The following is a 26,420-nucleotide window of genomic DNA, read 5'->3' on the forward strand; positions in this document are numbered from 1 at the left end:
GCCGCCGCTGTTCCTGCGGAATCGTGACGGAATGAGTTTCTGAAAGTCGAAGTATCATGGCCAAAACCATCGCTCCCCCGCCTGAAGCCCCCTCGCCCGACATCAGTCTGCGCGAGGCGCTGGAAGAGCGTTATCTGGCCTATGCGCTTTCGACCATCATGCATCGCGCGCTGCCGGACGTGCGCGACGGGTTGAAGCCTGTGCATCGGCGTGTGCTTTTTGCGATGCGCCAACTCAAGCTCGATCCCGGTTCGGGCTTCAAGAAGTCCGCACGTGTCGTCGGCGACGTCATCGGTAAATACCACCCGCATGGCGACCAGTCCGTCTATGACGCGCTGGTGCGCCTCGCGCAGGATTTCGCCGTTCGTTATCCGATGATCGACGGCCAGGGCAATTTCGGCAATGTCGACGGCGATAATGCGGCCGCCATGCGTTACACCGAAGCGCGGCTGACCGATGTGGCTGCCTTGCTGCTCGACGGGCTCGACGAGGACACGGTCGATTTCCGCGAGACCTATGACGGCAGCGAAGAAGAGCCGATGGTTCTGCCCGGCGCTTTCCCGAACCTGCTGGCAAACGGTTCGGCGGGCATCGCGGTCGGCATGGCGACCAGCATTCCGCCGCACAATGCGGCAGAGCTTTGCGACGCGGCATTGCATCTCATCAAGTATCCGAATGCGTCGGCGGCGAAACTCGTTGAACTGGTGCCCGGCCCGGATTTTCCGACCGGCGGCATCATCATCGAGAGCAAGGAATCGATTGCCGAAGCCTATGCGACGGGGCGCGGCGGTTTCCGCGTGCGCGCGCGCTGGGAGAAGGAAGAACTGCCGCGCGGCCTCTGGCAGATCGTCGTCACCGAAATTCCATATCAGGTGCAGAAGTCGAAGCTTGTCGAGAAGCTTGCCGAGCTTCTTCAGGCCAAGAAGCTGCCGCTGCTCGACGATGTGCGCGACGAGTCCTCGGAAGATATTCGCCTTGTGCTTGTTCCCAAGAGCAAGACGGTCGAGGCCGAGCATCTGATGGAGTCGCTGTTCCGCGCGACGGAGCTTGAAAGCCGCTTCTCGCTCAATATGAACGTGCTGTCCGCCGGTCAGGTGCCGAGCGTGATGAGCCTGCGCGATGTGTTGCGCGCCTGGCTCGATCATCGCAAGGACGTTCTCGTTCGCCGTTCGAATTTCCGGCTCGACAAGATTGCGAAGCGCCTCGAGGTGCTTGAAGGCTATCTCATCGCCTATCTCAATCTCGATGAGGTGATCCGCATCATCCGCGAGGAGGACGAGCCGAAGCAGGAGCTTATTCGCACCTTCAAGCTCACCGACAATCAGGCGGAAGCCATTCTCAACATGCGCCTGCGCAGCTTGCGCAAGCTTGAAGAGATGGTCATTCGCGGCGAGCACAAGGATCTGACCGCCGAGCAAAAGGTGCTGAACACGCTTGTGAAGTCTGAAGACGCGCAATGGGCGCGCGTGTCGGACGAGATCAAGGATGTGAGGACGAAGTTCGGAAAGACGACGCCACTTGGAAAGCGTCGCTCGACATTTTCCGGTGCGCCTTCCATCGAGTTTGTGCCGATCGAGGCGATGATCGAACGCGAGCCGATCACCATCGTCTATTCGACCAAGGGCTGGATCCGTTCGATGAAGGGTCATCTCGGCCCGGATGCCGACATCAAATACAAGGAAGGCGACGCGGAGCGTTTCATTCTACATGCGGAGACGACGGACAAGCTCGTTCTCTTTGCAACCGATGGGCGCTTCTACACGCTTTCCTGCGACAAGCTTCCGGGCGGGCGCGGTCATGGCGAGCCGGTGCGACTTCTGATCGACATGGAAGAAGGGCGCGAGGTCATCCAGATTTTCGTGCATCAGCCGGAGCGCAAGCTCCTCGTCGCCTCGCTTGAAGGTTACGGCTTTGTCGTGCCCGAAGACGATGTCATTGCAATGCGTCGTGCGGGCAAGCAGGTGCTGAATGTTTCAGGCACAGACGAGGCGATTGCCTGCACCGTGGTGCAGGGCGATCACGTTGCGGTTATGGGTGAGAACCGCAAGCTGCTTGTCTTCCCGCTTGCCGAGGTGAACGAGATGAGCCGCGGCAAAGGCGTGCGGCTTCAGAACTATAAGGATGGCGGTCTGGCCGACGTGAAAACCTTCAATCTGAAAGAGGGATTGATCGTTTACGACCGGTCGAATCGCGCACGCACTTTCAGCGCAAGCGATCTGAAAGACTGGCGTGGCGCGCGCGCGCAGGCAGGCCGCTTGCCGCCAAAGGGCTATCCTTCTGGGCATAAATTTGGCGGTGCCTTCGGAGCGCCATAATTTTGCGGCGTTGAAGCAACACTTGATTTCATTACACCGTCTCGTGTGAGCGGGCATCAGCGCAACATGCGCAGCAGTGTTGCTGCGCATGACGACGTGTGGTGACTTCGCGTTAACGGGACAGGGGCACTACGAAAAGTAACTAGGTGCAAAAATGAAAAATCTGTTCTTGGCGGCTGCAACCGTCGCTCTCGCAGCGCTCGCCTCGCCCGCAATGGCCGCGAATGGCGATGGCTCGAATGACGGTCCGTTCTCGACGTACAACTGGGGCGGCTTCTATGCGGGTGTGAACGGCGGCTACGGCTGGAACGATCGTTCTGTCGGCACGCCCTTCAACGGATCGCACAAGGCGGACGGCGCGCTTGCGGGCGGCACGTTCGGCTTCAACATCGATAGCGGCGACTGGATCTTCGGCGTTGAAGGCGACTATGCATGGAGCGACATGCGCGGCTCGGGCGCTTGCGCGCCGGGCGTTCCTTGCGGCAGCGAACTCAACAGCTTCGGCAGTGTTCGTGGTCGCGTCGGTTATGACCTTGCGACGCAGCTCGGCACCAATCCGCTGCTCGTCTATGCGACAGCCGGTCTCGGTTTCGGCAACAGCACCTTCTCGGTCAACGGCGCATCGGACAAGCAGAACGTGATGGGCGGCGTCTATGGCGCAGGTGTTGAATATATGGTCGTCGATAACTGGTCGGTGAAGGGCGAATATCTTCGCGCTGAATTCGGCAACGACAACTACAACATCGGCGGCGTGAACACGTCCGGCCATATCGGCGCCATCGACATTGCGCGCGTGGGTATCAACTACAAGTTCTAGGCTTGTGGAATGAAATGCAGACAGCCCCGGTGTAAACACCGGGGCTGTTTTGTTTTATTTGATCGTCACCGGCATCGTGGCCTCCTGGCCCCAATAGCGGATGAAGAGAAGATAGTCGCCGGGCTTCACGCGCCTCGGATCGAGGTCGAGTACGAAGTTTTCTTTCATCGTGTGTTTCGTTTCCAGCCAGGTCGAAACCGTTTCCTTCGGACAAACGGGGTCGTCCTTTTGCGACTGAACGAATTCGCGATCCTTGCCCGTCAGAAACCAGTTGAACACTTCGCATTGTGTTTTCACGGTGAGGGCCATGCCCTCCTTGGAATTGTTGGCGAGCCTCAGCGCGACGTCGAGTTTGATCGGCTGGCCCGGTGCATTGCCGTCGATCTGTGTGGTGACGACGTCCAGCGTGATGGGCTCGTCGACTTCAACATTGCCCGAATAGATGAAGTAGGCGATGACGCCGACCATGACGAGAACCGCGAGGGCCTGGTTCATCATGCGCTTGCCGAGGTCTTGCTGTGGCGGGCGAGCCATCAATATCTCCGTGTAAGGAATTTTTGGTGGTCAGGCGGGCATGGGACGCCAGCCGTCCATGCCAAGGGCCTCAATCGGGCGGAAGCGCATCTTGTAAGCCATTTTGCGGCAATCCGCGACCCAATAGCCAAGATACACGTAAGGAAGGCCCATCGCTCTGGCGCGCGCTATGTGCTCGAGGACCATGAAGCTGCCGAGGCTGCGATCATGCGCGAGGGGATCGAAAAAGCTGTAGACCATCGACAGGCCGTCTTCGAGCGTATCGGTCAGGGAGGTTGCGCGCAGGGTGCCTGGCAGGTCTCCTTCGCCAGCCATGCGATATTCGATCAGCGAGGTGCGTACCGTCGTGTCCTCGATCATCGAGACGTAATCAAGCGGCGTCATGTCGGCCATGCCGCCTTCGGCGTGGCGGGCATCCAGATAGGAGCGCAAGAGCGAGAACTGTTCCTGTGTCGCGCGGGCGGGCATCGCCTCGCCGGTGAGGTCGGCGTTGCGCGCGAGGATGCGGCGGAAGCTGCGATTGGGTTCGAACTGGTCGACGAGGACGCGCACCGAGATGCAAGCCGAGCAGCCGTCACAGGCTGGCCGATAGGCGATGTTCTGGCTGCGGCGGAAGCCTGCCTGGGTCAGCGTATCGTTAAGGGCAATGGCGTTCTCCGTCAGAAGGTGGGTGAACACCTTCTTCTCATAACGACCCGGCAGATAAGGGCAGGGCTGCGGCGTCGTTATGTAGAACTGCGGAAAACGGTTGCCGAAATGCTCAGTCACAGCGGGATGTCCACACCTTCTGTCGCCGGCGGCTGGCCGGCGCCTACAGGATAGGACGGAAGCGGGCGTGTGACGAGAGTAGTTGTCGCGTTTGGACTAGCCGTGCGCGCGGATAATGACCGTGCCGCAGAGGAAATCGTGCAGGCAGCGCCGCCGCGCATTCAGGAACGGGACGATGAGCACGAGAACCGTGCCGACCGTTACGGTGATATAGAAAAGGATCGTCTGGACTGCGGCCTGGATGTAGCCCGGACGCCGCCCGTCCCAGGTGCGAATTTCGATGTTCTGCCAGCGCATGCCGATCGTCGCCGAATTCGGGCCGCCAAGGGTCATGGTGAAATAGGCAAGCGCGATGAGCGGGCTCAGCGCCATGCCCGGCCAGAGCAGCCCGAAAGTCAGAATTCCAAGAATGCCGAAAACGATCGTTGCAGCGAAAACCATCACCGCAACAATGGCGAGATCGACAATGAAGGCGATGGAGCGCGCCCAGATCACGCCCTCAAAAGCGCTGTTCGGCCACTCATAGGTGACGCCTGACGCTGCCGGGTCGTTGCGGACCAGGCTGTTTTGCTCGCTCATTGTGCTTCCCGCTCGCCTCTATGTGCAAACCGATTTCGTGACATAGGAACGAAATGGGGCTTCCGCAAGGCGGGCTACGCCTTTAGGGCGCGAGGCCGGGCGGCGCGGGCGGGGCTTCGCGCAGGAGCACGACAGTGAGGCGGCGGTTTGCGGCCATGCGCGTGTCTTCGGGAAAGAGCGGCTCGGAATCGGCTTTGCCGACGACCTGGAAAATGCGGTCATTGGGGAGGCCTTGCGATTCGAGAATGCGGCGCGCGGCATTTGCGCGGTCAGCCGTCAGTTCCCAGTTCGTATAGCCCGGCGTTCCCTGATAGGGGCTTGAATCCGTATGGCCGGAGATGCTGATGCGGTTCGGCAGCTTGAGCAGGATCTTGCCGACCGCCTTGAACAGCATGCGTGTGCGTTCATAGGGCTCGGCATGGCCCGAGGGGAACATCGAGCGGCCGTCCTGATCGATGATCTGGATGCGCAGGCCTTCCGGCGTTTCATCGATGATGACGTTCTTCGACAGTTCGGCCAGTTCGGGATTGTCCTGCATCGCCTGGCGAAGGCTTTCGGCGGCGCTGCGGAAATTCTGTTCCTCGACCGAGTTGCTCTGCACGGGGGACGTGTTGGCACTCGAAATGTCGTTTGCGGCTTGCGCGGCGTTGGTCGAATCTTTCGAACCGTTGGAGCTGCTTGCGGTGCGTTGATTGTTGGTTTCCGGGCTCTTCGGTGCAGCGGGCGTCGAGATCGTCATCACGACACGCGGCGCTGAGCCGGGCATGCGCGAACCTTCGGCATCGAATGCCGTGCCGCCCATGATGCCGCCTGAGCCGCTGGTGGAACGGCTGACGCTGGCGGGGGCGAAATAGTCGGCGAGGCCCTGTTTCTGCTCCGGCGTCGTCATGCTGATGAGCCACATCAACAGGAAAAACGCCATCATTGCCGTCACGAAGTCGGCATAAGCGATCTTCCATGCGCCGCCGTGATGAGCATGCGCCGCTTTTTTGATTTTCTTGTAGATGATCGGTGTGTCGGCCATGACCCTGTTCCCGTTATGCCATTAACTCGCGGCGGGTTGCAGGTTGGCTGTGGACTGCTCGACTTCGATGAAGGTCGGCCGCACGTCTGACATCAGCGCCTTGCGTGCGAATTCGATTGAAACGGCAGGAGCGTAGCCCGCCATATGCGCGAGCAAGCCCGCTTTCATAGAGAGATAATATTTCGATTCCGCTTCGAAGATATTGCGAAGCGATTGGGCCATCGGGCCGAAAAGGCCGTAGGCGCAAAGCACGCCGAGAAAGGTGCCGACAAGCGCGCCGCCGATGAGGTGGCCGAGAACTTCCGGGGGCTGATTGATCGAGCCCATTGTATGGATAACGCCGAGCACGGCGGCGACGATGCCAAGCGCAGGCGTACCGTCGGCAAGCGCCTGAATACCCGAAACCATTTGCTCGCGTTCCTGATGATGGGTTTCAAGCTCCTCATCCATCAGGGTCTCAAGCTCATGCGCGTTTTCCGTGCCGAGCGTGATCATGCGCAGGTAGTCGCACATGAATTCGACCGCGTGGTGGTCGGCGGCAAAGATCGGGAATGCGGCAAAGATCGAAGATTCGCTCGGGTTCTCGACATGAACCTCGAGGGCGAGGTTGCCTTTGCTCTTGGCGAGTTTGAAGAGCGTGAACTGGAGGCCGAGAAGTTCAAGATAGGCGGCTTTATTGTAGCGAGGCCCACGAAGGAGTGTGGCGAACATGCCGCCGATGCCCTTCAGCACTTTCGGAGGGTTTCCGATGACGAAAGCGCCAGCCGCCGCACCGAGAATAATGATGAATTCAAAGGGCTGAAACAGAACGGCCATGTGTGCGCCGGAGGCAGCATAGCCCCCAAAAACGCTCACAAGCACAACGAGAATGCCCACGATCAGCCGCATCGCGTCCGCCACTTTCTTCTAGTGAGTCCCACCAATTACGGGAGCGAGCCATTCCCGCAGACTTCCTGTCTGTCTGCATTGTGCGCGGTGGCTGTTAACAGCAGGTTTAACCAAACCGGTTTGCGTGAAAATCTGTGGCTTTGCGCCCTATTCGGGTTGCGCGGGAGCGTTTCCATGCCCTAAATCGGCCATGAACCGGAGCGCGGGCATAAATCGTCCCCGATCCGGTATTTTTGACGGATTAGACAGGGTCGCCCCAAGATGGCCGAAGACACACGAAAATTCCGTAATGCGCTCGGCTGTTTTGCCACCGGCGTCGCCGTCATCACGACGCAGGCCGAGGGGCGTGCGCCTATCGGTATAACGGTTAATTCCTTCTCGTCGGTTTCGCTCGATCCGCCGCTCGTGCTTTGGAGCCTCGACAAGAAGTCCGACACGATGCCGATCTTCAGCAAGGTCGAGGCATTCACGGTCAACATACTGCGCGAAGATCATCGCGAGATTTCCTCGCGGCTTTCCAAGCAGGGCGATCACAGTCTTGAAGGGCTGGCGACGCGAACCGGGGCGAATGGCTGCCCGGCACTCGAAGACGCTCTGGCGCATTTTGAATGCGATGTATATGCGCGTCACGATGCGGGCGATCACATCATTCTGCTCGGCCGGGTGACGCATTACGAATATAGCGAAGACGGGCGTCCGCTTCTTTATCATCGCGGCGGCTATCAGGGCCTCGCGGCGGGGAACTTCTAAGCTTCTTTCTGGGCCGTCTCGCGTTCGCGATCCTGCTTGTCGAGGGTTGCGAGATTGGCGCGCATCAAGGCGATGCAATCGAGCATCGTCAGATATTCGTCATGCGCTACGCCTTGCGTGGCGACATGGTGGATCGTCTCGTAAAACCCAATGCCTATGTGCTTTGTGGCGTGCAGGAGCGGCGTCAGGAAGATGCATTTCGCGCGGCGATCGGTGGGGTGCAGGCGGCGTTCCACCAGTCCGAGCTTCTCAAGCTCGTTGACGTAAATGCCGACCGATACCTTGTGAATCTCCAGCTCGTGAGCGAGTTCCGTCTGCGTTTGGCCGTCGCGCCTCATGAGCGAACCGATCAGACGGTTCTGGTTGCGTGAGAGCGTGCTGCGCCGGTCATAGACGGTTGCGAGCAGGGTGCCGACTTCCGTGAGGAGGTTCAGGAAATATTGCGGAGAGAAGCGTTCGTCCGCCTGCGGATCAGGCGCTGCGCTTTTTGCCGGAGTGACGGGCAGCACAGCCGGTCGTTTTGCTATCGCCATCGAATTTTCTCCCGACGGAGGCTGGTTCACACGCAACCGACCAAATGCGGGAGTTCGACTTGACGCCCGCCGTTCCCAGTGGTTTCGTAACGGTAATTTACTAAAAAAGCTCCCCGCGGTCATGGACTTTCCGCAGAGGTGAGTAGTCAGTATCGACCATGGGGATGGAAATGCCGGAACAGCAAATTGCCGCAGATGCGGCGCAAACAGGCCAGACTGCTGCCGATCTGGTCGCTCAGGGCGCTTCTGCGCTGAGCGGCGGTGCAGCCGAGCCATGGTATGCGCTTGGGCCACTGATCGACAAGGGTGGCCCGATTGTCACTCTTTTGCTGGTGCTTTCGGTCATATCGGCGGCTGTCATCCTGCTGAAGATCTTTCAATTCTGGACGGCTGGCCTTTCGCGGCGGACCTTCGTCGATCCGGCGGTCGAGCGGATTGAAGCGGGCGATCTCGAAGGTTCGCTGCGGATCATCAACAAGCATCGCACGCCACTTGCACGCGCCATGGCCGCAGGCGTTCGCGCAAAAATTCGCGGCGATTTGCGCGACGAGGACGTGGCGTCCGAGATTGCCCGTGTCGGCGCGGTCGAACTGGGCGGGCTTCAGAGCTATTTCCGCTGGCTTGAAATCATCGGCAACGTCTCGCCGCTTCTCGGCCTGCTTGGCACCGTCATCGGCATGATCCAGGCGTTTCAGAAGCTGGAAGAGGGCGGCAGCAAGGTCGATCCGGCATTGCTGTCCGGCGGCATCTGGACGGCGCTGCTGACGACCGCCGTCGGCCTCGTCGTCGCGCTGCCTGCGATCACGGCGCTCAATCTGTTCGAGGGCAAGGTCGATCAGGTGCGCCTCGCCATGCGCGATGCATCTGCCCGCGTCATTGCCGGGCTGCATGCGCGGCCGGGCTCCTCACGCGTAAAAGCAGCGCAGTAAATCAAAGCGGAGCGGCTCGCTATGTTCGATGAGCCTATCAGGCGACGCGGTCTGTTCAGCCTTACGCCGCTGATCGATGTCGTATTTCAGCTACTCATATTCTTCATGCTGTCGACGACCTTCATGCATTCGCAGACCTTGACGGTGTCGACCCCGTCGCAATCGGCTGGCGCCTTGCCGCAGGACGCCAATGTCGTGGAGATATGGCTGATGGCGGATGGTTCCACCCGTGTTGCGGAAAAGCCCGTCACGGCGGACAGTCTCAATGAAGCCGTCAAGACGGCGCTTGGCGGACGCACCGATTTGACCGTGTCGATCCTTGCGGAAAAGGGATCGCGCACGCAGGCTTTTGTGAGCGCCGTCGAAGCGGCGCGTCTTGCGGGCGCGAGGAATGTTGCGACGGCTCGTATCGAGAAGTTCACGCCATGATCGATCTGGACGAGCCCCGCCGCAGACCGCCTTACGAAACCATGGTGCCACTCATCAACGTGGTGTTCCTGCTGCTGATCTTTTTTCTGCTTGCGGGAACCATGGGGCCATCGGAGCCCGTCAATGTGAATTTGCCGACGGGCACGTTTGACGACAAGAACACGCGGGAGCCAGCCGTCATCTATATGGAGAAGGACGGCTTTGTCTGGCTCGGCAAGAACATGGTGCCGCCTGAATTGTCAAACCTGCTCGTTCAGGGATATCTCAAGGAGGCGGGCACGGACCGGGTCGCGGTAAAGGCCGATCTGATGGCGCCCGCCGATGCGCTGCTGACGCTGATGGAGGCCTTGCGCGCAGCCGGCGTCAAGGAAGTGACCATACAGACGGAGCAAGCGCCGTGAGCGTTGCATCGGACAGCGATTTTTCAGGCGTGCCGATTTTGCAGCGGCCGAAGCTTGCGATCTTCATCGGCATTTCCGTGCTGATCCATCTCGCGCTGTTTTTCTTCGGCATGAATATAGGCGGCATTTTCGGTGTGCCAGGGCCGGGCGGTGGCGAGGCTGTGACGTTCCAGCTTGCTGCCGGTGCGGGGCATGACCGGTTTGCGGCGCCTCTTGCGCCTCAGAAGAAACCGGAACCGCAGATAGAGAAGCCGAAGGTTCAGCCTCAGGCAAAGCCGAAACCAAAGCCCAAACCAAAGCCCAAACCCGAAGTCGCGCCGCGAAAGAAAAAGGACGAAGAGCCGCGACCCGTGGTTGAAGAAATCAAGGAGGAACCGCAACAGGAGCTTACTCTTGAGGAAGAGCTTGCCGGCATGGGGCTGCCGGGCGGCAAGGGGCAGGGCGCGCGCGGCAATGCGCCGGAGACGATCCTCAACAAGAAAGGCACGTCCCTCTCAGGCGGCCAGATCGCGACGCAGATGGCGGGGCGCAGTTTTCATCTGGAAATGGGGCGTATCGATATTCGCGGCGGCAATCGCCTCATTAACACTGTTATCAAGCTCAACCCTGACGGGACGAGCGAGGTGACGCTGACCAATTACTATTTCCAGACCTACCACTCGCAATATTCGTCAACGCGCAGCCAGAGCGCCAGCGGTCGTTGGTGGGTGGACGGCAATCGCTGGTGCCACCAGTCGCAGATCATCAGCTACAATACCAAGGACTGTTATGATCTGACGTCAGACGGGCCGGTGGTTCGTCTCTACTACGCGCCTTGCACGGGCGAATCTTCTTCGCTTTGTAAATCCGGGCGGCTCGCAGGCGAGGGCGAAGTGAAGTAGCGCAAAGGCGGGAGCCGGGGCGCGGTTGTTTTTGACGGAGCGAGTAACGTGCCAGCCGCATTGTTCGCCGAACGTCAGGATCGAAAGCCTTCACCGAATGATGGAACGGACACTGCGTTCGTTCTGTCCATCCTCTTTCATGCGCTGCTCATTCTGATGGTCCTGTATCGCCTCGCGCTCATCGGCACGCCGGGGCCGGGCGGCGGCGATGCGGCAGCCTATCGTCTGGCTATGGGCGTCGGGCATGACAGGTTTGCGGCCAAGGGTGTCTTGAACGCGACGCTGGTTCATCTCGACAAGCCGAAGCCAAAACCGACTGAAGCGCCCAAGCAGGAGGTGAAGCCAAAACCGGCGGCGCGCACAAGGCTCGAGGCCGCGCCAAACCCCAAGGCCAAGATCAAGCCGCGAAAGAAACCTTCGCCCAAGCCGGTAGAAGTGTCGCCGCCGGTACAGGCGCCGACATCGACCGAGGCCAACAGCGAAGCGCCGAGCGAAGAGGTCAGTCTCGAAGATGAGCTTGCCGGTGTGGGGCGTGGCATGGCGGCTGGGAAAGGCGCAGGCGGCGGAGGCGACGCGCCTGAAACCATCCGCAACAAGAAGGGGACGCTGATGCTCGGCTCCCAGGTCCGTTCGCAAATGGCAGGGCGCACATTTCATCTGGAAATGGGACGCATAGACATTCGCGGCGGCAACCGCCTCATCAACACGGTCATCAAGCTTAACCCGGATGGCACAAGCGAGGTGACGCTGACGCGTTATTTTTTTCAGACCTATCACAGCCAATATTCTTCGACGCGCAACGAAAGCGGAACCGGACATTGGTGGATTGAAGGCAACCGCTGGTGCCATCAATCCGAGGTCATCAATTACAACACCAAGGATTGCTACGATTTGACGACCGATGGCCCTGTCGTCCGGCTCTATTACGCGCCATGCACGGACGATTCCTCCGCGCTTTGCAAAGCCGGACGACTTGCCGGTGAAGGCGAAGTGAAATAGCGCGCAATCGCCCGCCGCCTGCTAACTTGCATGAACAATCGAATTTCGAGAGGCGGCAATGGCTGAGAAGATGGCGTTCCTGGGGCTCGGGGTCATGGGCTATCCGATGGCGGGGCATCTGCAAAAGGCAGGGCATGAGGTCACCGTCTATAACAGGACGGCGGCGCGAGCCGATGCCTGGGTGGGCGAATATGGCGGCGTGGCGGCCCCCAATCCGCGCGAGGCGGCAAAGGGCGCGCGCATCGTCTTTGCCTGTGTCGGCAATGACGATGATGTTCGCGCCGTAACGCGCGGCGCAGATGGCGCTTTCAGTGGCATGGAGCGCGGTTCGATTTTCGTCGATCACACGACGGCTTCCGCTTTGCTCGCACGTGAGCTGGATGAGGCGGCGCGAGCGCTCGGCATCGGCTTTGTCGATGCGCCTGTGTCGGGCGGACAAGCCGGCGCGGAAAAAGGCATCCTTACCGTCATGGCGGGTGGCGACGAGGCGGTCTATGCAAGCGCGGAGCCGGTGATAACGACATATGCGCGCGCTGTGCGACTGATGGGTCCTGCGGGTGCCGGTCAGCTCACCAAGATGGTCAACCAGATCTGCATTGCCGGCCTTGTCGAGGGGCTGTCTGAAGGCATTCACTTTGCGACAAAGGCGGGGCTCGATCCTGCTGCCGTGATCGATGTGATTTCAAAGGGCGCGGCGCAAAGCTGGCAGATGGAAAACCGCTACAAGACGATGATCGCCGGTGAGTTCAATCACGGCTTTGCCGTCGACTGGATGCGTAAGGATCTCGCGATCTGTCTCGATGAGGCGCGCGCCAATGGCGCTCATTTGCCTGTGACGGCGCTGGTCGATCAGTTCTATTCGGAAGTTCAGGCTATGGGCGGAAAGCGTTGGGACACGTCGAGCCTGATCGCGCGCTTGCAGCGAAACACCGAGAAGTAAACCCGAGCGCGTTTCTGCGCTCGGGTGCGATTGATCCGGGTACGGCTTCTTCTCAGAAGCTTGCCGCCAGGGACAGGAAAGGCAAATGGCGAGCTGCCATCGATCAGCCGGGATCAAAGAAGCGCCGAGGCGGGAGGAGCGCCCCGCTCTCCGCCAAGTCGACATCCTTGCCCAATGCCCGGCCGGACTGTCACAGTGGGGACAGAAATCTGCCGCGGAGTTGTTTTAACATCGTCTTTTGTGAGCGAGGCTTGTGGTGAAAGAAGTTCGATTCTCTTCCGTTGCCGAGGTGATCGAGCGACTCAATCCGTCCTATCCGGTATTTCTGGTGTTTCCGGACATTCTGCAGGCGCGCGCAAAAGCCTTCATCGACGGTTTTCCGGGCACGGTTCTCTATGCCATCAAAAGTAATCCCGACCAGCATGTGCTGCGCGCTCTATATGGTGCGGGCATAAGGCATTTCGATACGGCGTCGCTGCCGGAGATTGCGAAAATCTCGGAGCTGTTTTCCGACGCGCATTGCTATTTCAACCATCCGGTCAAATCGCGCGGCGCACTGGAATCCGCGTCAGATGTTTACGGCATCGGTCACTATGTCGTCGATCACATCCACGAGTTGAACAAGCTCATTGAAATCGTGGGATGTGACATCACAGTCGAGGTGCGTATCGCGACGGCGAAAAATCTGGCGCTCTATAATCTGTCGTCGAAGTTCGGGGCGCAGCCGGATGATGCCGTAGCGCTCTTGAAAGAGGCGTATGGACGAGGCTGTCGCACGGCGATCTCCTTTCACGTCGGCAGCCAGTGCCCGGACCCGCAGGCCTATAGGCTTGCAATGGGCGCTGCCGCCGATATCGCAAAGCGCGCGCAGGTGCCCATCGAGTATTTCGACATCGGCGGTGGATTCCCGGCTGAATATGGCGAGCCGGTTCCGCCGCTCGAAGCTTATTTCGATGTGATCCGTTCCGCCAAACGCGACCTTGGTATGGACGAGCCGCTGCTCGCCGAACCGGGCCGCGCGCTTTGCGCGGAAGGTTGCTCGGTGCTCACGCAGGTGCAGCTTCGCAAGGGCGACGATCTTTATATCAATGACGGCATTTACGGAGCGCTGTCGGAAATTCATCTCGCGGATTTGAAGCCGCCGGTTCGCGCGATTGCGCGCAAGACAGGCGGCACCGTTGAAGGTGCGCTCAAGCCGTTTCGCATATTCGGGCCGACCTGCGACAGCCTCGATGTTTTCAAAGTCCGGTTCGATTTACCCGATAGTATTGGCGAGGGAGACTGGATCGAGTTCGGAAATCTCGGTGCATATTCCATCTGCATGCAAAGCGGCTTTAACGGGTTCTTCATGGACACGGTCGTGCAAATCGCAGGATTTCACGATGTCTTTCATTCCAAAATCGGGTGAATAAACCTCTCAGTTCACGGACTGTTCTGTTTTATATATTGCCCTTAATGTTAACACTGATAACATATAGGTGTTTTGGACAAATGGAGAACGGCGATGCGGGCGCGGTTGAGAGGCCAGAAAACGCGTTACCATCATGGCGATCTCAAACGCGCGCTGCTTGATGCGGCCGCGACGTTGATCGACATTCGCGGCCGCGCTGCGCTGACATTGCGCGAAGCGGCGCGGCGCGCAGGCGTTTCCGAGGCGGCTCCTTACCGGCACTTTGCAAATCTTGACGTACTGCTGGGGGCTGTCGCGCTCGAAGGCTACGAGATGTTGATTGCCGATCTGGAAAATGCAGGCAGCGCGCGGCGCTTGCGCGAGGCCTATCTCACTTTCGCGGGCGATTTTCCGGGGCGTTATCAATTGATGTTCGGGCCGCTTGGCGATCACGATGCGGCGGCCGAGCGCAAGGAAGAAGTCGCGCATGTTGCCGAGCTGACGGAAGAGGCGGGAGGGCTCGCCGCGCTTCATGGTGCGGCGTCGCTTCTTCTGGCCGGCTTGGGCGACGTTGCAGCCTAGAGCTTCTGGATGAGCCTGGCGGCCACAGGTGCGAAATAGGTCAGCACGCCGTCGGCGCCCGCGCGCTTGAAGCCCATCAGGCTTTCAAGGATGACGCGGTCGCGGTCGAGCCAGCCGTTGTCGATTGCGCCTGCAAGCATCGCGTATTCGCCTGACACCTGATAGGCGAAGGTCGGCAGGCCGAAAGTTTCCTTCACGCGATGAAGCACGTCGAGATAAGGCATGCCCGGCTTCACCATCACCATGTCGGCGCCTTCGGCAATATCCAGCGCGACTTCGCGCAAGGCTTCGTCGCCGTTTGCCGGGTCCATCTGGTAGGTGCGCTTGTCGCCCTTCAATGCGCCGCTCGAACCGATGGCATCGCGGAAGGGGCCGTAGAAGGCGGAGGCGAATTTCGCCGCATAGGACATGATCTGCGTGTCGATGTGTCCGGCTTCTTCGAGCGCGGCGCGTATGGCGCCGACGCGGCCATCCATCATGTCGGACGGCGCGATGATGTCGCAGCCTGCTTCCACCTGCATCAGCGACTGGCGCACGAGAACCTCGACGGTTTCGTCGTTCAAAATTCGTTCGCCATCCATCAGGCCGTCATGGCCGTGGCTGGTGAAGGGATCGAGCGCCGCATCGCAGAGAACGCCGATTTGCGGAAAGGCTTTCTTGATTGCGCGTGTCGCCTGACAGACGAGATTGTTCGGATCGGTTGCGAGCGAACCCATCGTGTCGCGCTTTTCCATCGACGTATGAGGGAAAAGAGCGAGCACCGGAATGCCGAGGTTCACAGCTTCCTCAGCGGCGCGCACCGCCTCATCGACGCTCAGCCGCTCGACGCCCGGCATGGAGGGGATCGGCTCGCGCTTTCCCTTGCCTTCGATCAGAAAGAGCGGCCAGATGAGGTCGTTCACCGACAGCGTATTTTCGGACACGAGGCGGCGCGACCAGTCCGCCTTGCGATTGCGGCGCAGGCGGGTGGCGGGGAAGGCGGATGCGGGGTTCGTTTTCATGGCGCAGACTCATAACGCCTGAGCCGGGGTCGTGCAACGTGCCCCAGCGTCAACCTCCGCTTTCGACCTTGTGTTTTCCGGGGGTTCGTTGACAGGTCAAATGACGGCCAGTATCAGGGGTTAACTGCGCAAAACGGCGCGGATGGAGGCATTCATGCGGTTCGAACTCGGCGACGATCAAAGAGCTTTTCAGGATATGGCGCGGGCTTTTGCCGCGGAAGAGCTTGAGCCTTTTGCGGCCGACTGGGACCGCGACGCCTTCTTTCCGGTGGAGACGTTGCGCAAGGCGGCGGCGCTTGGCCTTGCCGGCATTTACGTGAAGGAAGATGTGGGCGGCTCGGCGCTGACGCGGCTCGATGCGGCGCTGGTGTTTGAGGCGCTGTCGGCTGGCTGCACATCGACGGCGGCCTTCCTGTCGATCCACAATATGGCGTCATGGATGATCGACACATTCGGCGATGAGGTGCAGCGCCGCAAATGGCTGCCGCGCCTCACGACGATGGAGATCATCGCCAGCTATTGTCTGACCGAGCCGTCAAGCGGTTCGGATGCGGCATCGCTCCGCACCAAGGCGGTTCGCGACGGCGATCACTATGTGCTCAACGGCTCGAAGGCCTTCATCTCGGGCGGCGGCACATCCGATATTTATGTCTGCATGGTGCGCACCGGCGAAGCGGGTGCGAAGGGAATTTCCTGTCTCGTCGTCGAGAAGGGAATGCCGGGTCTTTCCTTCGGTACGCCTGAGAAAAAAATGGGCTGGAATTCGCAGCCGACCGCTCAGGTGAATTTTGAAGATTGCCGTGTGCCTGTCGGCAATCTGATCGGCAAGGAAGGCGAGGGCTTCAAGATCGCGATGATGGGGCTCGATGGCGGGCGTCTCAACATCGGCGCTTGTGCGCTCGGCACGGCGCAGGCCGCGTTCAATCGCGCCAAGGCCTATCTCGGCGAGCGCCAGCAATTCGGCAAGCCGCTTGCGTCGTTTCAGGCGTTGCAATTCAAGCTCGCGGATATGGCGACCGAGCTCGAAGCCGCGAGGCTGTTGCTTTATCAGGCCGCAACCAAGGTCGATGCGAAAACGCCGGATGCCACCATGCATGCGGCGATGGCCAAGCGCTTTGTTACCGATGTCAGCTTCGGCGTTGCCAATGAAGCGCTGCAAATTCACGGCGGCTACGGCTATCTGAATGATTTCCCGCTGGAGCGGCATGTGCGCGATCTGCGCGTGCATCAGATCCTTGAGGGCACGAACGAGATCATGCGCGTCATCATCGCGCGCGAGTTGTTGAAGAGTTGAGCATGTCGCAAGAAGTCGCCGTAGAAGATGAAGTTCTGTTCGCTCGTGACGGCGTTGCGGGGATCATCACGCTCAATCGTCCCAAGGCGCTCAATGCGCTGACACTGGGCATGGTGCGCGCGATTCATTCGCAGTTGAAGGCATGGGCGGCGGATGAGAGCATCAAGCTCGTCATCATCGAAGGCTCGGGCGAGAGGGCGTTCAGCGCAGGCGGCGACATTCGCGCCCTGCATGATTGGGGCAAGGCGGGCGACCGCAATGTCATCGACTTCTATCGCGAGGAATATCGCCTCAACACCTACATCAAGAATTATCCCAAGCCCTATATCGCGTTGATGAACGGCATCGATATGGGCGGCGGCGTCGGCGTGTCGGTCAATGGATCGCATCGCGTGGCGACCGAGCGGCTCACCTTCGCGATGCCGGAAACCGGTATCGGCCTTTTCCCCGATGTGGGCGGAACTTATTTCCTGCCGCGTTGCCCCGGCGAGGTTGGCATGTTTCTGGCGCTGACCGGCGAGCGGCTGAAGGCGGCGGATGCGATCTATGCAGGCATTGCCGATGTCTATGTGCCTGCCGAAAAGCTTGGCGAGTTGAAGGCGCGACTGGCGCGAAGTGAGGCATTCGATGCCGCGCTCAAAGGGCTTTCAGCAGATGTGGGCGCGGCGTCGCTCGGCGCGGCGCGCGAACAGATCGACCGGCATTTCTGCAAGGGTTCGGTCGCGGAGATCATTGCGTCGCTGAAGGCGGATGGCGGCGAGTGGGCGCTGAAAGTTCTGGCGACGCTTGCCACGAAATCGCCGACGAGTCTTCTCGTCACCTATGGCCAAGTGCGGGCTGGCGCGAAGCTTTCGTTCGAGGAAGCGATGAAGCTTGAATTCCGCCTGACCAATCGCTTCATGCGCGGGCATGATTTTTATGAAGGCGTGCGCGCGATCATCATCGACAAGGATCAGAAGCCTCAATGGAAGCCTGCGACGCTTGAAGCGGTCGCGCAGGCCGATGTCGATGCTTATTTCGCGACGCTGGGTTCCGACGAACTGACATTCGACTGAGGGAGAAGACCAATATGGCGACCATCGGATTTATCGGGCTCGGCAATATGGGCGGACCCATGGCGAAGAATCTCGCCAAGGCGGGACACAAGCTCAAGGTTTTCGATCTGAGCGAAAAGGCGGTCGCAGCGCTTGTCGAGGCGGGCGCGACAAAGGCGGCGAAAGCGGCCGATGTTGCGAGGGATGTCGAATTCGTCGTCACCATGCTTCCGGCGGGCGAGCATGTGCGCTCCGTCTATCTCGGCGACAATGGCCTTATCGCGGTCGCCAACAAGGGCACGCTCTTCATCGATTCATCGACAATCGACGTGCCCTCGGCGCGCGATGTGATCGCGGCGGCGGAGAAGGCCGGCATGGCGATGATCGACGCGCCGGTGTCCGGCGGCGTCGGCGGCGCTGAAGCGGGCACGCTCACATTTATGGTCGGCGGATCGGATGCAGCTTTTGCCAAGGCAAAGCCCGTGCTCGAACAGATGGGCAAGAACATCTTCCATGCGGGCGGCGCCGGAAACGGGCAGGTCGCCAAGGTCTGCAACAATATGATCCTCGGCATTTCGATGATCGCCGTCTCGGAAGCCTTCGCCCTTGGCGAGAAGCTTGGCCTCGATGCGCAGACGCTGTTCGATATTTCTTCCACCGCATCCGGCCAGTGCTGGTCAATGACCTCTTATTGCCCGGTGCCGGGCCCGGTGCCGACATCGCCCGCGAACCGCGATTACAAGCCCGGTTTCTCGGCGGCGATGATGCTGAAGGACCTCCGGCTTGCCCAGGATGCCTCAAAGACCGCCAAGGCGCCGACGCCGCTTGGCGCTCAGGCCGCGCAGCTTTACGCGCTGATGGAAGCCTCGGGCCATGACGGACTCGACTTTTCAGGAATAATTAAGCTCATTAAAGGCGAAATCTGAGGCGCCTGCTGGGGGCGCATTTCTCAATCGGTTCAAACTGGTGCCGTTTTAAACCAGTCGTTAGGACCGTTGCGGTTAGTCTTTGGCGGAGCGGGCGTCTTTCGTCCTGCCGAGACTGCTGTTGAATTGAGAAGGGCTATTCCATGGGTATGACCAACCTCCAGGCCGGCAAGGCCATTGCGAACGACGACGAGGTCGCGGCGAAACCCGCCTATCTGGAAGCGCTCACCTATGTCGAACGGCTCCATCGCCGCCTTCTCGATGTGATCAAGGATGAACTTGATCGCGTGGGCTGCTCGGAAATCAACAGCGTTCAGGCCTTGCTGCTCTTCAATATCGGCGATGCGGAAATGACGGCGGGCGAGCTTCGCACGCGCGGCCATTATCTCGGCTCGAATGTCTCCTACAATCTGAAGAAGCTCGTCGAGGCCGATTACATCAGCCATCAGCGCTCGCGGCTGGATCGCCGCTCGGTGCGTGTTCGCCTGACGGACAAGGGCCACGCTATCTGCAAGTCGATCGACGAGCTTTACAACAAGCATTGCCGTTCGGTGGCGGAAGTCGGCGACATCAGCAATGACGAGCTGCGCCAGATCAATGCGACGCTGCACAAGCTCGAACGCTTCTGGACCGACCAGATTCGCTATCGCCTCTGATATTTCCCGTTAAGGACCGCCCGCACGAAACTTGCAGTTTGCGAGGCTGAGGGCGGCTGTCCGCATGTTTTTGTCCCAGTAGCGGACGGCGTGTCCCGAAATGGTTAATATCTGTCCGGGGACTGACCCCGGGGGAAGTTCGAGGGACCGTTGAGGTTCGCGCGCGGTTTTCAGTTTGCGGCACTTGTCGCGTCGATGCTTGCCATCGGCGGCGGCCACGCCATGGCTGCGTCGAGCTACGACCCCGTCGAGACGCAATGGATCGATCCATGGGCGGCAAATGCGAGCGCTCAGGCGACCGACGACCCGGCATTGAAATCGACGGTGCCGACGCTCGGCGACGCCGGTTTCTGGCCGGTCATCCGCGCCATCTCCATGTACAAGCAGATTCAGAACTGGGGCGGCTGGGAGGCAATTCCTCAAGGCGAGCGGCTCGAAAAAGGCATGCGCGACCGCCGTATCGTGCTGCTGCGCAAGCGCCTGCTCGCGACCGGCGATATTACCGTGTCGGAAGGCGATCAGTCGCTTTTCGACGATATGGTCCTGCAAGGCGTTCGCCGCTTTCAGTCGCGCCACGGGCTCGATCCTGACGGATCGATCGGGCGGGCGACGATTGCGGCTCTGAACGTTCCGGTCGAGGCGCGCATTCAGCAACTCGAAGTCAATCTCAAGCGTCTCAACGATGTCGCGCCGACGCTGGGGCGCCGCTATGTCTTCGTCAATATTGCCGGGCAGGAAGTCGAGGCGGTCGAGAATGGCGATGTCGTGATCCGCAAGCGCGTCATCGTCGGCAAGGAAGATCGTCAGACACCGGAATATACCAGCAGGATCAATTCGATTGTGCTGAACCCCTATTGGAACGTGCCGCAGTCGATTGCGATGAAGGATCTGCTGCCGAAGATCAGGGCAAATCCGCTGTTCCTGAAGCGCATGGGCATTCGCGTTCTGCGTGGCTGGTCGGACACGGCCCAGGAGGTCGATCCGTCGACGGTCAATTGGTCGGACCCCAATGTGACGAGGCAGTATCGCCTGCGGCAGGACCCGAGCCGGTTGAACTCGCTCGGCACGGTCAAGATCAACTTCCCCAACCCCTTTGCCGTCTATCTGCATGACACGCCGGTAAAGGCGCTTTTTGGGCGTCAGGCGCGCAATTTCAGCTCCGGCTGCGTTCGGGTGCAGGAAGTGCGCGATCTGGCTGCATGGCTGTTGAAGGATACGCCCGGCTGGGATCGCGCCCGCATTGATCAGGTTATCACCAGCGGCGAGCACAAGGACGTGTCGATGCTGCGGCCCGTGCCTGTCTATCTCATGTACCTGACGGCATGGGTCGGGGAGGACGGGGTCGTCAACTTTCGTGACGACGTCTATGACCGCGACCGCAAGGTAAGCGCTACCGCTTCCTGAATTTAGACTAAGATCGGCGCTGGAATCGTCTGTGGGGGGCATGGACGAGATGAGGGGGCTGCAGGCGATGCCGTCGCGACAACCGGCCAAATTTCCATATCTTGAGCATGAAGGCATTCTCGCATTTGCCCATCGGGGCGGCGCGGGCAATTGGCCTGAAAACACCATGCCGGCCTTTCAGGGCGCGGTCGATCTCGGCTATCGCTACATTGAAACCGATGTTCATGCGACGCGGGACGGCGTGTTGCTTGCCTTTCATGACGATCAGCTTGATCGCGTGACGGACCGGGTCGGCGTCATAGCCGAGATGGATTTCGAGGATGTCGCCAAGGCGCGCGTCTCAGGGCTGGAGCCGATCCCGAGGCTTGAAGAATTGCTTCTCGCCTGGCCGGAAGTGCGCATCAATATCGACCCGAAACGCGATAATGCCGTCGAGCCGCTGATCCGCGTCTTGCGGGCATCCGCAGCGCTCGACCGGATTTGCGTGACCTCGTTTTCGGATGCACGCACTCGCGCTGTGCGTGAAGCGCTGGGGCCGCGTCTGTGCACCGGGCTCGGGCCTGTCGGAACCACCCGGTTGCGCCTGTCGAGCTGGAGCGGACCGTTTGCAGGACTATGGGGCCGCTTCAGTGAGGGCTGCGCCCAGATCCCGGTGAAGCAGAAAGGACTGCGGCTGGTCGACAGGGCGCTGGTTGACCGGGCCCATGAAGCGGGGCTTCAGGTCCATGTCTGGACCATAGACGAGCCATCTGAAATGAACCGGCTGATCGACCTTGGTGTCGATGGCCTGATGACTGATCAACCCGCTGTTCTCAAGAAAGTTCTGCTGGAAAGAGGGCTCTGGACGTCTTAAATACTGCCGTAAGTAGTGAAACTTATGCGACAATTCGCTTGTGGCCGGTCAGCCAATGGTCGCTAAGTTGTGTATAGTGATGGGGCAAGGGAACGAGGCGCTGGAGAAGCCAACGGTTCGTTCGCAGGCCGGAGCAGTGACGGAATTGCGGCCATGGATTACCAGACGAAACTCAACGAGGCCTTGCGGACTGTAAAGGACGAGGGCCGGTACCGGGTTTTCGCAGACATCCTCCGCCGCCGCGGAGACTTTCCGCGCGCCACGCTTCACACGCCGCAAGGTCCGCGCGACATCGTCGTCTGGTGCTCCAACGACTATCTCGGCATGGGCCAGCATCCCAAAGTGATTGAGGCCATGCACCACGCCATCGACGAGGTTGGTGCGGGCTCCGGCGGGACACGCAATATTTCCGGCACGACGCGCTACCATGTCGAGCTTGAGCATGAGATCGCCGATCTTCACCAGAAGGAAGCGGCGCTGCTCTTCACGTCTGGTTATGCGGCGAACGACGCGACGCTCTCGACGCTGGCGCGTGTGTTCAATGATTGCGTCATCATCTCCGACGAGATGAACCACGCCTCGATGATCGAAGGCATCAAGCGCGGCGGTGGCCCGAAGCGCATTTGGCGCCATAACGATCTCGGGCATCTCGAAATTCTGCTGAAGCAGCTCGATCACGCGCAGCCCAAGATTATCGCATTTGAATCCGTCTATTCGATGGATGGCGACATTGCGCCAATCGGCGAGATTTGCGATCTCGCGCGCCAATATAATGCTCTCACCTATCTCGACGAAGTTCATGCGGTCGGCCTCTATGGCCCGCGCGGCGGCGGCATTGCCGAGCGCGACGGCGTTCTCGACAAGGTCGATATCATCGAAGGCACGCTTGCCAAGGGTTTTGGCGTTATGGGCGGCTATATTGCGGGCTCGTCGGTTCTGATCGACGTTCTGCGCTCATATGCGCCGGGCTTCATTTTCTCGACCTCGCTCGCGCCGGTGCTCGTTGCCGGTGTGCTCGCAGCGGTTCGGCATCTCAAGGCCAGCAGTGTCGAGCGTGAGCAGCATCAGGAGCGTGCGCAAATGCTTCGGCGCATGCTGGCTGAAGCCGGATTGCCGGTGATGATGTGCGAGAGCCATATCGTGCCGGTGATGGTGGGCGATCCCGTCATCTGCAAGCAGGTCACCGACGATCTTTTGCAGGAGCACGGCGTCTATGTTCAGCCGATCAACTATCCGACCGTTCCGCGCGGTACCGAGCGTTTGCGGTTCACGCCATGCCCGGTTCACACCGACGAGATGATGCGCGATCTCGTAAAGGCGCTCGATCAGGTGTGGACGCGACGAAAGATCCAGCGTGCCGCCTGAGAGCGGAAACAGAAATCCTCCTGCGCCGCCTTCGGGTAAGAGCGGCGGCTCACGCGAAGTCATTTTCGAGTTCACGCCGATTGGCGGCAGCGTCAAGGTGACGGCCGTCGATGTTGCTACGGGGATCGAGGTGTCTGTGGTCGGTCCGGCTGGCCCGGCATCTCACCGGGAACTTGAGCGCATCGCCTTGCTGAAATTGCAGCAGCGACTTGGCCGGGACAGCGGCGGCGCGCCAAAACCCAACGACCCGTCGACCGGCGGGACAGGCGGTGGAATTATCGTTTGATGCTATGGCGTCTCGTTACGCCGCGAGCTTATTTCTTGCGGCGTGCCCTCGGTGCGTCTGCCGCGCTTCTGCCGAGGCCGATCTGCTTTGCCAGGCGTGAGCGCTGCGCCGCATAATTCGGCGCCACCATCGGGTAATCGGACGGCAGGCCCCAGCGCGCGCGATATTCTTCGGGGGTCATTCCGTACTGGGATCGAAGATAGCGTTTCAGCATCTTCAATTTCTTGCCATCTTCAAGACAGATGATGAAATCCGCGGTCACGGATTTCTTGATCGGAACTGCCGGAGTGAGGTCCTGATTACTTTGTTCGACGCCGGCTTCGATGTTGAGAAGCGTGGTGTGAACAGTACGGATCATTCCCGCCAGATCGTCCGTCGAAACTGTGTTGTTACTCACATATGCCGACACTATTTCGCTCGCCAGCCTGAGTATCTCAGTGGCATCGCTGTCGGTCTTGTTTTTGCTCTCAGTCATCAGCAGCGAAAGCCTCTCTTTGCCGTGCAGCGAATTCGCCGGGCCGTCATTTTCAGAATAGCGACACCCTTTTAACGCGTTAAGTCTCGCCCCTTCAAGGCATGTGATTTCTTTTAATCTTATTCGTTGCGCTATCTTGCGCCAAACTGACAAGTTTAACCGAGATCAAACCTCGTACAGTTAAAATTATACCTTGGTATACTGGACATTGGTCATGTATTTGACTGATGGAATATTTGCCCTCTGGTGAAATGTGAAATTCAGGCCGGGGCGATCGGCATGCCAAAGTTTGTAAATTGAGACACGCAGTCTGGTCTGCCGATTGGAAAAAAATGCCGATGGCGGGGCATATGCGACAGTGAGAACCGATTGTGTGTGGTTGGCCGGAGGCCGCGATATGTGGTAAGACGCCTCCATCTGGAGATGGCCGGCGTGAGCGACCATCAGGCAAGCGGGTCGGGTCGTTTCATTCATTGTGGTGAGGCAGTCGGCTGGCAGGTTTCCGTCGAAGAAGGTTGAGTTGATGTCGTCAGGCAATGCGGTCGCGGGACAGGGTGTGTCCTCTGGTTTTTTCACGGATGGATTGGCCAAGAGCGATCCGGACATTCAGCGTGCGATCGACAAGGAACTCGACCGGCAGCAGACCCAGATCGAACTGATCGCATCCGAGAACATTGTCTCCCGCGCCGTGCTTGAAGCACAGGGCTCGGTCATGACGAACAAATATGCGGAAGGTTATCCGGGCAAGCGCTACTACGGCGGCTGCGAGTTCGTCGACATTGCCGAAGAGCTTGCGATCGAGCGAGCCAAGAAGCTGTTCGACTGCGCCTATGTCAACGTCCAGCCGAATTCAGGTTCGCAGGCGAACCAGGGCGCCATGATGGCGCTGATCAAGCCCGGCGACACCATTCTGGGCATGAGCCTTGCGGCAGGCGGCCATCTCACCCATGGCGCGGCGCCGAACCAATCCGGCAAATGGTTCAATGCCGTTCAGTATGGCGTCCGGGCGCAGGATCATCAGATCGATCTCGACGATGTCGCGGCGCTCGCGAAAGAGCATAAGCCGAAGTTGATCATCGCAGGCGGTTCGGCCTATCCGCGCGTCATCGACTTCAAGGCGTTCCGCGCCATTGCCGACAGCGTCGGCGCGCTTTTCATGGTGGACATGGCGCATTTTGCCGGGCTCGTCGCCGGTGGCGCCCATCCGAGCCCATTGCCTTATGCTGATATCGTCACGACGACGACGCACAAGACGCTGCGCGGCCCGCGTGGCGGCATGATCCTTTCCAACAACGAAGACATCGGCAAGAAGGTCAACTCGGCCATCTTCCCCGGCATTCAGGGCGGGCCTCTGATGCATGTCATCGCGGGCAAGGCGGTCGCCTTCGGCGAGGCGCTTCGCCCCGAGTTCAAGGCCTATGCGAAGGCGGTCGTCGAGAATGCGCGCGCCCTTGCCGCAACGCTTGCCGAAGCCGGATTTGCGATCGTTTCCGGCGGCACCGACACGCATCTGATGCTCGTCGATCTGCGTCCGAAGAAGCTCACCGGCAAGGTTGCCGAAGCGGCGCTGGAGCGGGCGAACATCACCTGCAACAAGAACGGTATTCCCTTCGATCCCGAAAAGCCGACGATCACGTCCGGCGTGCGTCTCGGCACGCCTGCGGGCACTACGCGCGGCTTCGGCGTTGCCGAGTTCCGGCTGATCGGCAAGCTCATCGATGAAGTGCTGAGCGGGCTTGAGAAGAACGGGGAAGCGGGCAACGGTGAGGTTGAGGCATCGGTGCGTAAACGGGTTATCGAACTCTGCGGCCGCTTTCCGATCTATGGCGGACCGAAGTAATCAGTCGTTTGAAGCGCTAACAGGCGGGGGCCAGGGGTATGCGTTGTCCATATTGCGGCAATGAAGACACGCAGGTTAAGGATTCTCGTCCTACGGAGGACAATACCTCGATCAGGCGGCGGCGCTTCTGCACGGCCTGCGGCGGCCGCTTCACGACCTTTGAGCGGGTCCAGCTTCGCGAGTTGACCATCATCAAGACCAGCGGTCGGCGGGTGCCTTTCGAGCGCGACAAACTTATGCGTTCCGTGCAAATCGCGATGCGCAAACGCCCAGTTGAGCAAGACCGCATTGAGCGTATGGTGAGCGGTATCGTGCGTCGGCTCGAGAGTATGGGCGAGAGCGAGATTCCCTCCACCATGGTGGGGCGGCTCGTGATGGAAGGCCTGAGCTCTCTCGACGCCGTTGCTTATGTCCGTTTTGCGTCGGTCTATAAGAACTTTCACGAGGCAAAAGACTTCGAGGAATTTCTGGGCGAACTCAGCGGGCCGGGCCGGGGCGACAGCGACGACGACAGCTGATCTCTCTCG

Annotated in this window: 29 protein-coding genes; 21 read left to right on the top strand and 8 right to left on the bottom strand. The window is 59.8% G+C overall.

From position 1 onward, the window contains the following. The first annotated feature begins 56 nt into the window (after positions 1 to 56). Together parC and WA943_RS07815 are read left to right on the top strand one after the other, a co-directional pair. Positions 57 to 2,315: a DNA topoisomerase IV subunit A gene (parC, locus tag WA943_RS07810; protein WP_424469301.1), complete on the top strand. Its 2,259-nt coding sequence runs from the start codon at positions 57 to 59 to the stop codon at positions 2,313 to 2,315. A 154-nt stretch (positions 2,316 to 2,469) separates the two neighbouring features. Continuing rightward, entirely contained in the window at positions 2,470 to 3,132 is a 663-nt protein-coding gene (locus WA943_RS07815; RefSeq protein WP_424469302.1) for an outer membrane protein, read from the top strand. A 54-nt stretch (positions 3,133 to 3,186) separates the two neighbouring features. Here the strand turns inward: WA943_RS07815 and WA943_RS07820 are convergent, their stop codons facing one another. The 5 genes from WA943_RS07820 to motA all read right to left on the bottom strand — a co-directional run bounded on the left by WA943_RS07820 (position 3,187) and on the right by motA (position 6,925). Further along, positions 3,187 to 3,666, bottom strand: coding sequence for a hypothetical protein (locus WA943_RS07820; protein ID WP_424469303.1), 480 nt, complete (start codon positions 3,664 to 3,666; stop codon positions 3,187 to 3,189). 30 nt (positions 3,667 to 3,696) lie between these two features. After that, on the bottom strand, positions 3,697 to 4,434 hold the full coding sequence (locus WA943_RS07825) for an arginyltransferase (protein ID WP_424469304.1): 738 nt from the start codon (positions 4,432 to 4,434) through the stop codon (positions 3,697 to 3,699). A 96-nt stretch (positions 4,435 to 4,530) separates the two neighbouring features. Next, on the bottom strand, positions 4,531 to 5,013 hold the full coding sequence (locus tag WA943_RS07830; protein WP_424469305.1) for an RDD family protein: 483 nt from the start codon (positions 5,011 to 5,013) through the stop codon (positions 4,531 to 4,533). Positions 5,014 to 5,095: 82 nt separating this feature from the next. Beyond that, positions 5,096 to 6,037 (bottom strand): flagellar motor protein MotB, encoded by a 942-nt coding sequence (locus WA943_RS07835; protein WP_424469306.1) that lies wholly within the window; start codon positions 6,035 to 6,037, stop codon positions 5,096 to 5,098. A 21-nt stretch (positions 6,038 to 6,058) separates the two neighbouring features. Beyond that, positions 6,059 to 6,925, bottom strand: a complete 867-nt coding sequence (motA, locus tag WA943_RS07840) for a flagellar motor stator protein MotA (RefSeq protein ID WP_424469307.1) — start codon at positions 6,923 to 6,925, stop codon at positions 6,059 to 6,061. A 261-nt stretch (positions 6,926 to 7,186) separates the two neighbouring features. Between motA and WA943_RS07845 the strand changes: the two genes are divergently transcribed. After that, a complete protein-coding gene (locus tag WA943_RS07845) occupies positions 7,187 to 7,675 on the top strand; it encodes a flavin reductase family protein (RefSeq protein WP_424469308.1) in 489 nt (162 codons plus the stop codon). On the opposite strand, the gene WA943_RS07850 is transcribed toward WA943_RS07845, so the two are convergent. Continuing rightward, the gene (locus tag WA943_RS07850) at positions 7,672 to 8,208 is read right to left on the bottom strand and encodes a MarR family winged helix-turn-helix transcriptional regulator (RefSeq protein WP_424469309.1); all 537 of its coding nucleotides are present in this window, start codon (positions 8,206 to 8,208) and stop codon (positions 7,672 to 7,674) included. The two genes, WA943_RS07845 and WA943_RS07850, sit on opposite strands and share 4 nt — an antisense overlap. A 170-nt stretch (positions 8,209 to 8,378) precedes the next feature. On the opposite strand from WA943_RS07850, the gene WA943_RS07855 reads away from it, so the two are divergent. The 8 genes from WA943_RS07855 to WA943_RS07890 all read left to right on the top strand — a co-directional run bounded on the left by WA943_RS07855 (position 8,379) and on the right by WA943_RS07890 (position 14,759). Continuing rightward, the gene (locus tag WA943_RS07855) at positions 8,379 to 9,137 is read left to right on the top strand and encodes a MotA/TolQ/ExbB proton channel family protein (RefSeq protein ID WP_424469310.1); all 759 of its coding nucleotides are present in this window, start codon (positions 8,379 to 8,381) and stop codon (positions 9,135 to 9,137) included. 21 nt (positions 9,138 to 9,158) lie between these two features. Then, a complete protein-coding gene (locus WA943_RS07860) occupies positions 9,159 to 9,566 on the top strand; it encodes an ExbD/TolR family protein (RefSeq protein ID WP_424469311.1) in 408 nt (135 codons plus the stop codon). Beyond that, complete coding sequence (locus WA943_RS07865; RefSeq protein WP_424469312.1) at positions 9,563 to 9,967, top strand: ExbD/TolR family protein; 405 nt, start codon at positions 9,563 to 9,565, stop codon at positions 9,965 to 9,967. The genes WA943_RS07860 and WA943_RS07865 overlap by 4 nt, the downstream gene beginning before the upstream one ends. After that, a complete protein-coding gene (locus WA943_RS07870; protein WP_424469313.1) occupies positions 9,964 to 10,848 on the top strand; it encodes a hypothetical protein in 885 nt (294 codons plus the stop codon). The genes WA943_RS07865 and WA943_RS07870 overlap by 4 nt, the downstream gene beginning before the upstream one ends. Before the next feature lie 48 nt (positions 10,849 to 10,896). Beyond that, the gene (locus WA943_RS07875) at positions 10,897 to 11,847 is read left to right on the top strand and encodes a hypothetical protein (protein WP_424469314.1); all 951 of its coding nucleotides are present in this window, start codon (positions 10,897 to 10,899) and stop codon (positions 11,845 to 11,847) included. Positions 11,848 to 11,905: 58 nt separating this feature from the next. Then, the gene (locus WA943_RS07880; RefSeq protein ID WP_424469315.1) at positions 11,906 to 12,787 is read left to right on the top strand and encodes an NAD(P)-dependent oxidoreductase; all 882 of its coding nucleotides are present in this window, start codon (positions 11,906 to 11,908) and stop codon (positions 12,785 to 12,787) included. Positions 12,788 to 13,043: 256 nt separating this feature from the next. Then, the gene (locus WA943_RS07885; RefSeq protein ID WP_424469316.1) at positions 13,044 to 14,195 is read left to right on the top strand and encodes a hypothetical protein; all 1,152 of its coding nucleotides are present in this window, start codon (positions 13,044 to 13,046) and stop codon (positions 14,193 to 14,195) included. A gap of 96 nt (positions 14,196 to 14,291) precedes the next feature. Continuing rightward, positions 14,292 to 14,759, top strand: coding sequence for a TetR/AcrR family transcriptional regulator (locus tag WA943_RS07890; RefSeq protein WP_424469317.1), 468 nt, complete (start codon positions 14,292 to 14,294; stop codon positions 14,757 to 14,759). On the opposite strand, the gene hemB is transcribed toward WA943_RS07890, so the two are convergent. Then, positions 14,756 to 15,760 (bottom strand): porphobilinogen synthase, encoded by a 1,005-nt coding sequence (gene hemB, locus WA943_RS07895; protein WP_424469318.1) that lies wholly within the window; start codon positions 15,758 to 15,760, stop codon positions 14,756 to 14,758. The two genes, WA943_RS07890 and hemB, sit on opposite strands and share 4 nt — an antisense overlap. Positions 15,761 to 15,914: 154 nt before the next feature. Here hemB and WA943_RS07900 point away from each other — a divergent pair, with 154 nt between their 5' ends. The 8 genes from WA943_RS07900 (at position 15,915) to WA943_RS07935 (ending at position 23,578) form a co-directional block, all read left to right on the top strand. Next, positions 15,915 to 17,054, top strand: coding sequence for an isobutyryl-CoA dehydrogenase (locus WA943_RS07900; RefSeq protein WP_424469319.1), 1,140 nt, complete (start codon positions 15,915 to 15,917; stop codon positions 17,052 to 17,054). A 2-nt stretch (positions 17,055 to 17,056) separates the two neighbouring features. Continuing rightward, entirely contained in the window at positions 17,057 to 18,109 is a 1,053-nt protein-coding gene (locus tag WA943_RS07905; protein ID WP_424469320.1) for an enoyl-CoA hydratase/isomerase family protein, read from the top strand. Next, the gene (gene mmsB / locus WA943_RS07910) at positions 18,106 to 19,014 is read left to right on the top strand and encodes a 3-hydroxyisobutyrate dehydrogenase (RefSeq protein WP_424469408.1); all 909 of its coding nucleotides are present in this window, start codon (positions 18,106 to 18,108) and stop codon (positions 19,012 to 19,014) included. The genes WA943_RS07905 and mmsB overlap by 4 nt, the downstream gene beginning before the upstream one ends. Before the next feature lie 149 nt (positions 19,015 to 19,163). Then, a complete protein-coding gene (gene ldtR / locus WA943_RS07915; RefSeq protein WP_424469409.1) occupies positions 19,164 to 19,670 on the top strand; it encodes a transcriptional regulator LdtR in 507 nt (168 codons plus the stop codon). A gap of 150 nt (positions 19,671 to 19,820) precedes the next feature. Further along, positions 19,821 to 21,074 (top strand): L,D-transpeptidase family protein, encoded by a 1,254-nt coding sequence (locus WA943_RS07920; protein WP_424469321.1) that lies wholly within the window; start codon positions 19,821 to 19,823, stop codon positions 21,072 to 21,074. 40 nt (positions 21,075 to 21,114) lie between these two features. Then, positions 21,115 to 21,927 (top strand): glycerophosphodiester phosphodiesterase, encoded by an 813-nt coding sequence (locus WA943_RS07925; RefSeq protein ID WP_424469322.1) that lies wholly within the window; start codon positions 21,115 to 21,117, stop codon positions 21,925 to 21,927. 153 nt (positions 21,928 to 22,080) lie between these two features. Then, positions 22,081 to 23,292, top strand: coding sequence for a 5-aminolevulinate synthase (gene hemA / locus WA943_RS07930; RefSeq protein WP_424469323.1), 1,212 nt, complete (start codon positions 22,081 to 22,083; stop codon positions 23,290 to 23,292). Beyond that, positions 23,282 to 23,578 (top strand): DUF6898 family protein, encoded by a 297-nt coding sequence (locus WA943_RS07935; RefSeq protein ID WP_424469324.1) that lies wholly within the window; start codon positions 23,282 to 23,284, stop codon positions 23,576 to 23,578. Before hemA ends, WA943_RS07935 begins: the two co-directional genes overlap by 11 nt. A gap of 28 nt (positions 23,579 to 23,606) precedes the next feature. Here the strand turns inward: WA943_RS07935 and WA943_RS07940 are convergent, their stop codons facing one another. Further along, entirely contained in the window at positions 23,607 to 24,053 is a 447-nt protein-coding gene (locus WA943_RS07940) for a MucR family transcriptional regulator (RefSeq protein WP_424469325.1), read from the bottom strand. Between the two features lie 523 nt (positions 24,054 to 24,576). Between WA943_RS07940 and glyA the strand changes: the two genes are divergently transcribed. Further along, complete coding sequence (gene glyA, locus WA943_RS07945) at positions 24,577 to 25,893, top strand: serine hydroxymethyltransferase (protein ID WP_424469326.1); 1,317 nt, start codon at positions 24,577 to 24,579, stop codon at positions 25,891 to 25,893. Positions 25,894 to 25,931: 38 nt separating this feature from the next. Then, positions 25,932 to 26,411 (top strand): transcriptional regulator NrdR, encoded by a 480-nt coding sequence (gene nrdR, locus WA943_RS07950; protein WP_424469327.1) that lies wholly within the window; start codon positions 25,932 to 25,934, stop codon positions 26,409 to 26,411. Positions 26,412 to 26,420 lie beyond the last annotated feature (9 nt).

Origin of the sequence: Parvibaculum sp. (assembly GCF_049651025.1) — a bacterium.
GTDB lineage: Bacteria > Pseudomonadota > Alphaproteobacteria > Parvibaculales > Parvibaculaceae > Parvibaculum.

Bases quoted from the DNA above. Each gene is read 5' to 3' on its own strand.
- parC (WP_424469301.1), top strand. From the start codon at position 57: ATGGCCAAAACCATCGCTCCCCCGCCTGAAGCCCCCTCGCCCGACATC.
- WA943_RS07815 (WP_424469302.1), top strand. From the start codon at position 2,470: ATGAAAAATCTGTTCTTGGCGGCTGCAACCGTCGCTCTCGCAGCGCTC.
- WA943_RS07820 (WP_424469303.1), bottom strand. From the start codon at position 3,666: ATGGCTCGCCCGCCACAGCAAGACCTCGGCAAGCGCATGATGAACCAG.
- WA943_RS07830 (WP_424469305.1), bottom strand. From the start codon at position 5,013: ATGAGCGAGCAAAACAGCCTGGTCCGCAACGACCCGGCAGCGTCAGGC.
- WA943_RS07835 (WP_424469306.1), bottom strand. From the start codon at position 6,037: ATGGCCGACACACCGATCATCTACAAGAAAATCAAAAAAGCGGCGCAT.
- motA (WP_424469307.1), bottom strand. From the start codon at position 6,925: ATGCGGCTGATCGTGGGCATTCTCGTTGTGCTTGTGAGCGTTTTTGGG.
- WA943_RS07845 (WP_424469308.1), top strand. From the start codon at position 7,187: ATGGCCGAAGACACACGAAAATTCCGTAATGCGCTCGGCTGTTTTGCC.
- WA943_RS07850 (WP_424469309.1), bottom strand. From the start codon at position 8,208: ATGGCGATAGCAAAACGACCGGCTGTGCTGCCCGTCACTCCGGCAAAA.
- WA943_RS07855 (WP_424469310.1), top strand. From the start codon at position 8,379: ATGCCGGAACAGCAAATTGCCGCAGATGCGGCGCAAACAGGCCAGACT.
- WA943_RS07860 (WP_424469311.1), top strand. From the start codon at position 9,159: ATGTTCGATGAGCCTATCAGGCGACGCGGTCTGTTCAGCCTTACGCCG.
- WA943_RS07865 (WP_424469312.1), top strand. From the start codon at position 9,563: ATGATCGATCTGGACGAGCCCCGCCGCAGACCGCCTTACGAAACCATG.
- WA943_RS07880 (WP_424469315.1), top strand. From the start codon at position 11,906: ATGGCTGAGAAGATGGCGTTCCTGGGGCTCGGGGTCATGGGCTATCCG.
- WA943_RS07890 (WP_424469317.1), top strand. From the start codon at position 14,292: ATGCGGGCGCGGTTGAGAGGCCAGAAAACGCGTTACCATCATGGCGAT.
- hemB (WP_424469318.1), bottom strand. From the start codon at position 15,760: ATGAAAACGAACCCCGCATCCGCCTTCCCCGCCACCCGCCTGCGCCGC.
- WA943_RS07900 (WP_424469319.1), top strand. From the start codon at position 15,915: ATGCGGTTCGAACTCGGCGACGATCAAAGAGCTTTTCAGGATATGGCG.
- WA943_RS07905 (WP_424469320.1), top strand. From the start codon at position 17,057: ATGTCGCAAGAAGTCGCCGTAGAAGATGAAGTTCTGTTCGCTCGTGAC.
- ldtR (WP_424469409.1), top strand. From the start codon at position 19,164: ATGACCAACCTCCAGGCCGGCAAGGCCATTGCGAACGACGACGAGGTC.
- WA943_RS07925 (WP_424469322.1), top strand. From the start codon at position 21,115: ATGGACGAGATGAGGGGGCTGCAGGCGATGCCGTCGCGACAACCGGCC.
- hemA (WP_424469323.1), top strand. From the start codon at position 22,081: ATGGATTACCAGACGAAACTCAACGAGGCCTTGCGGACTGTAAAGGAC.
- WA943_RS07940 (WP_424469325.1), bottom strand. From the start codon at position 24,053: ATGACTGAGAGCAAAAACAAGACCGACAGCGATGCCACTGAGATACTC.
- glyA (WP_424469326.1), top strand. From the start codon at position 24,577: ATGTCGTCAGGCAATGCGGTCGCGGGACAGGGTGTGTCCTCTGGTTTT.
- nrdR (WP_424469327.1), top strand. From the start codon at position 25,932: ATGCGTTGTCCATATTGCGGCAATGAAGACACGCAGGTTAAGGATTCT.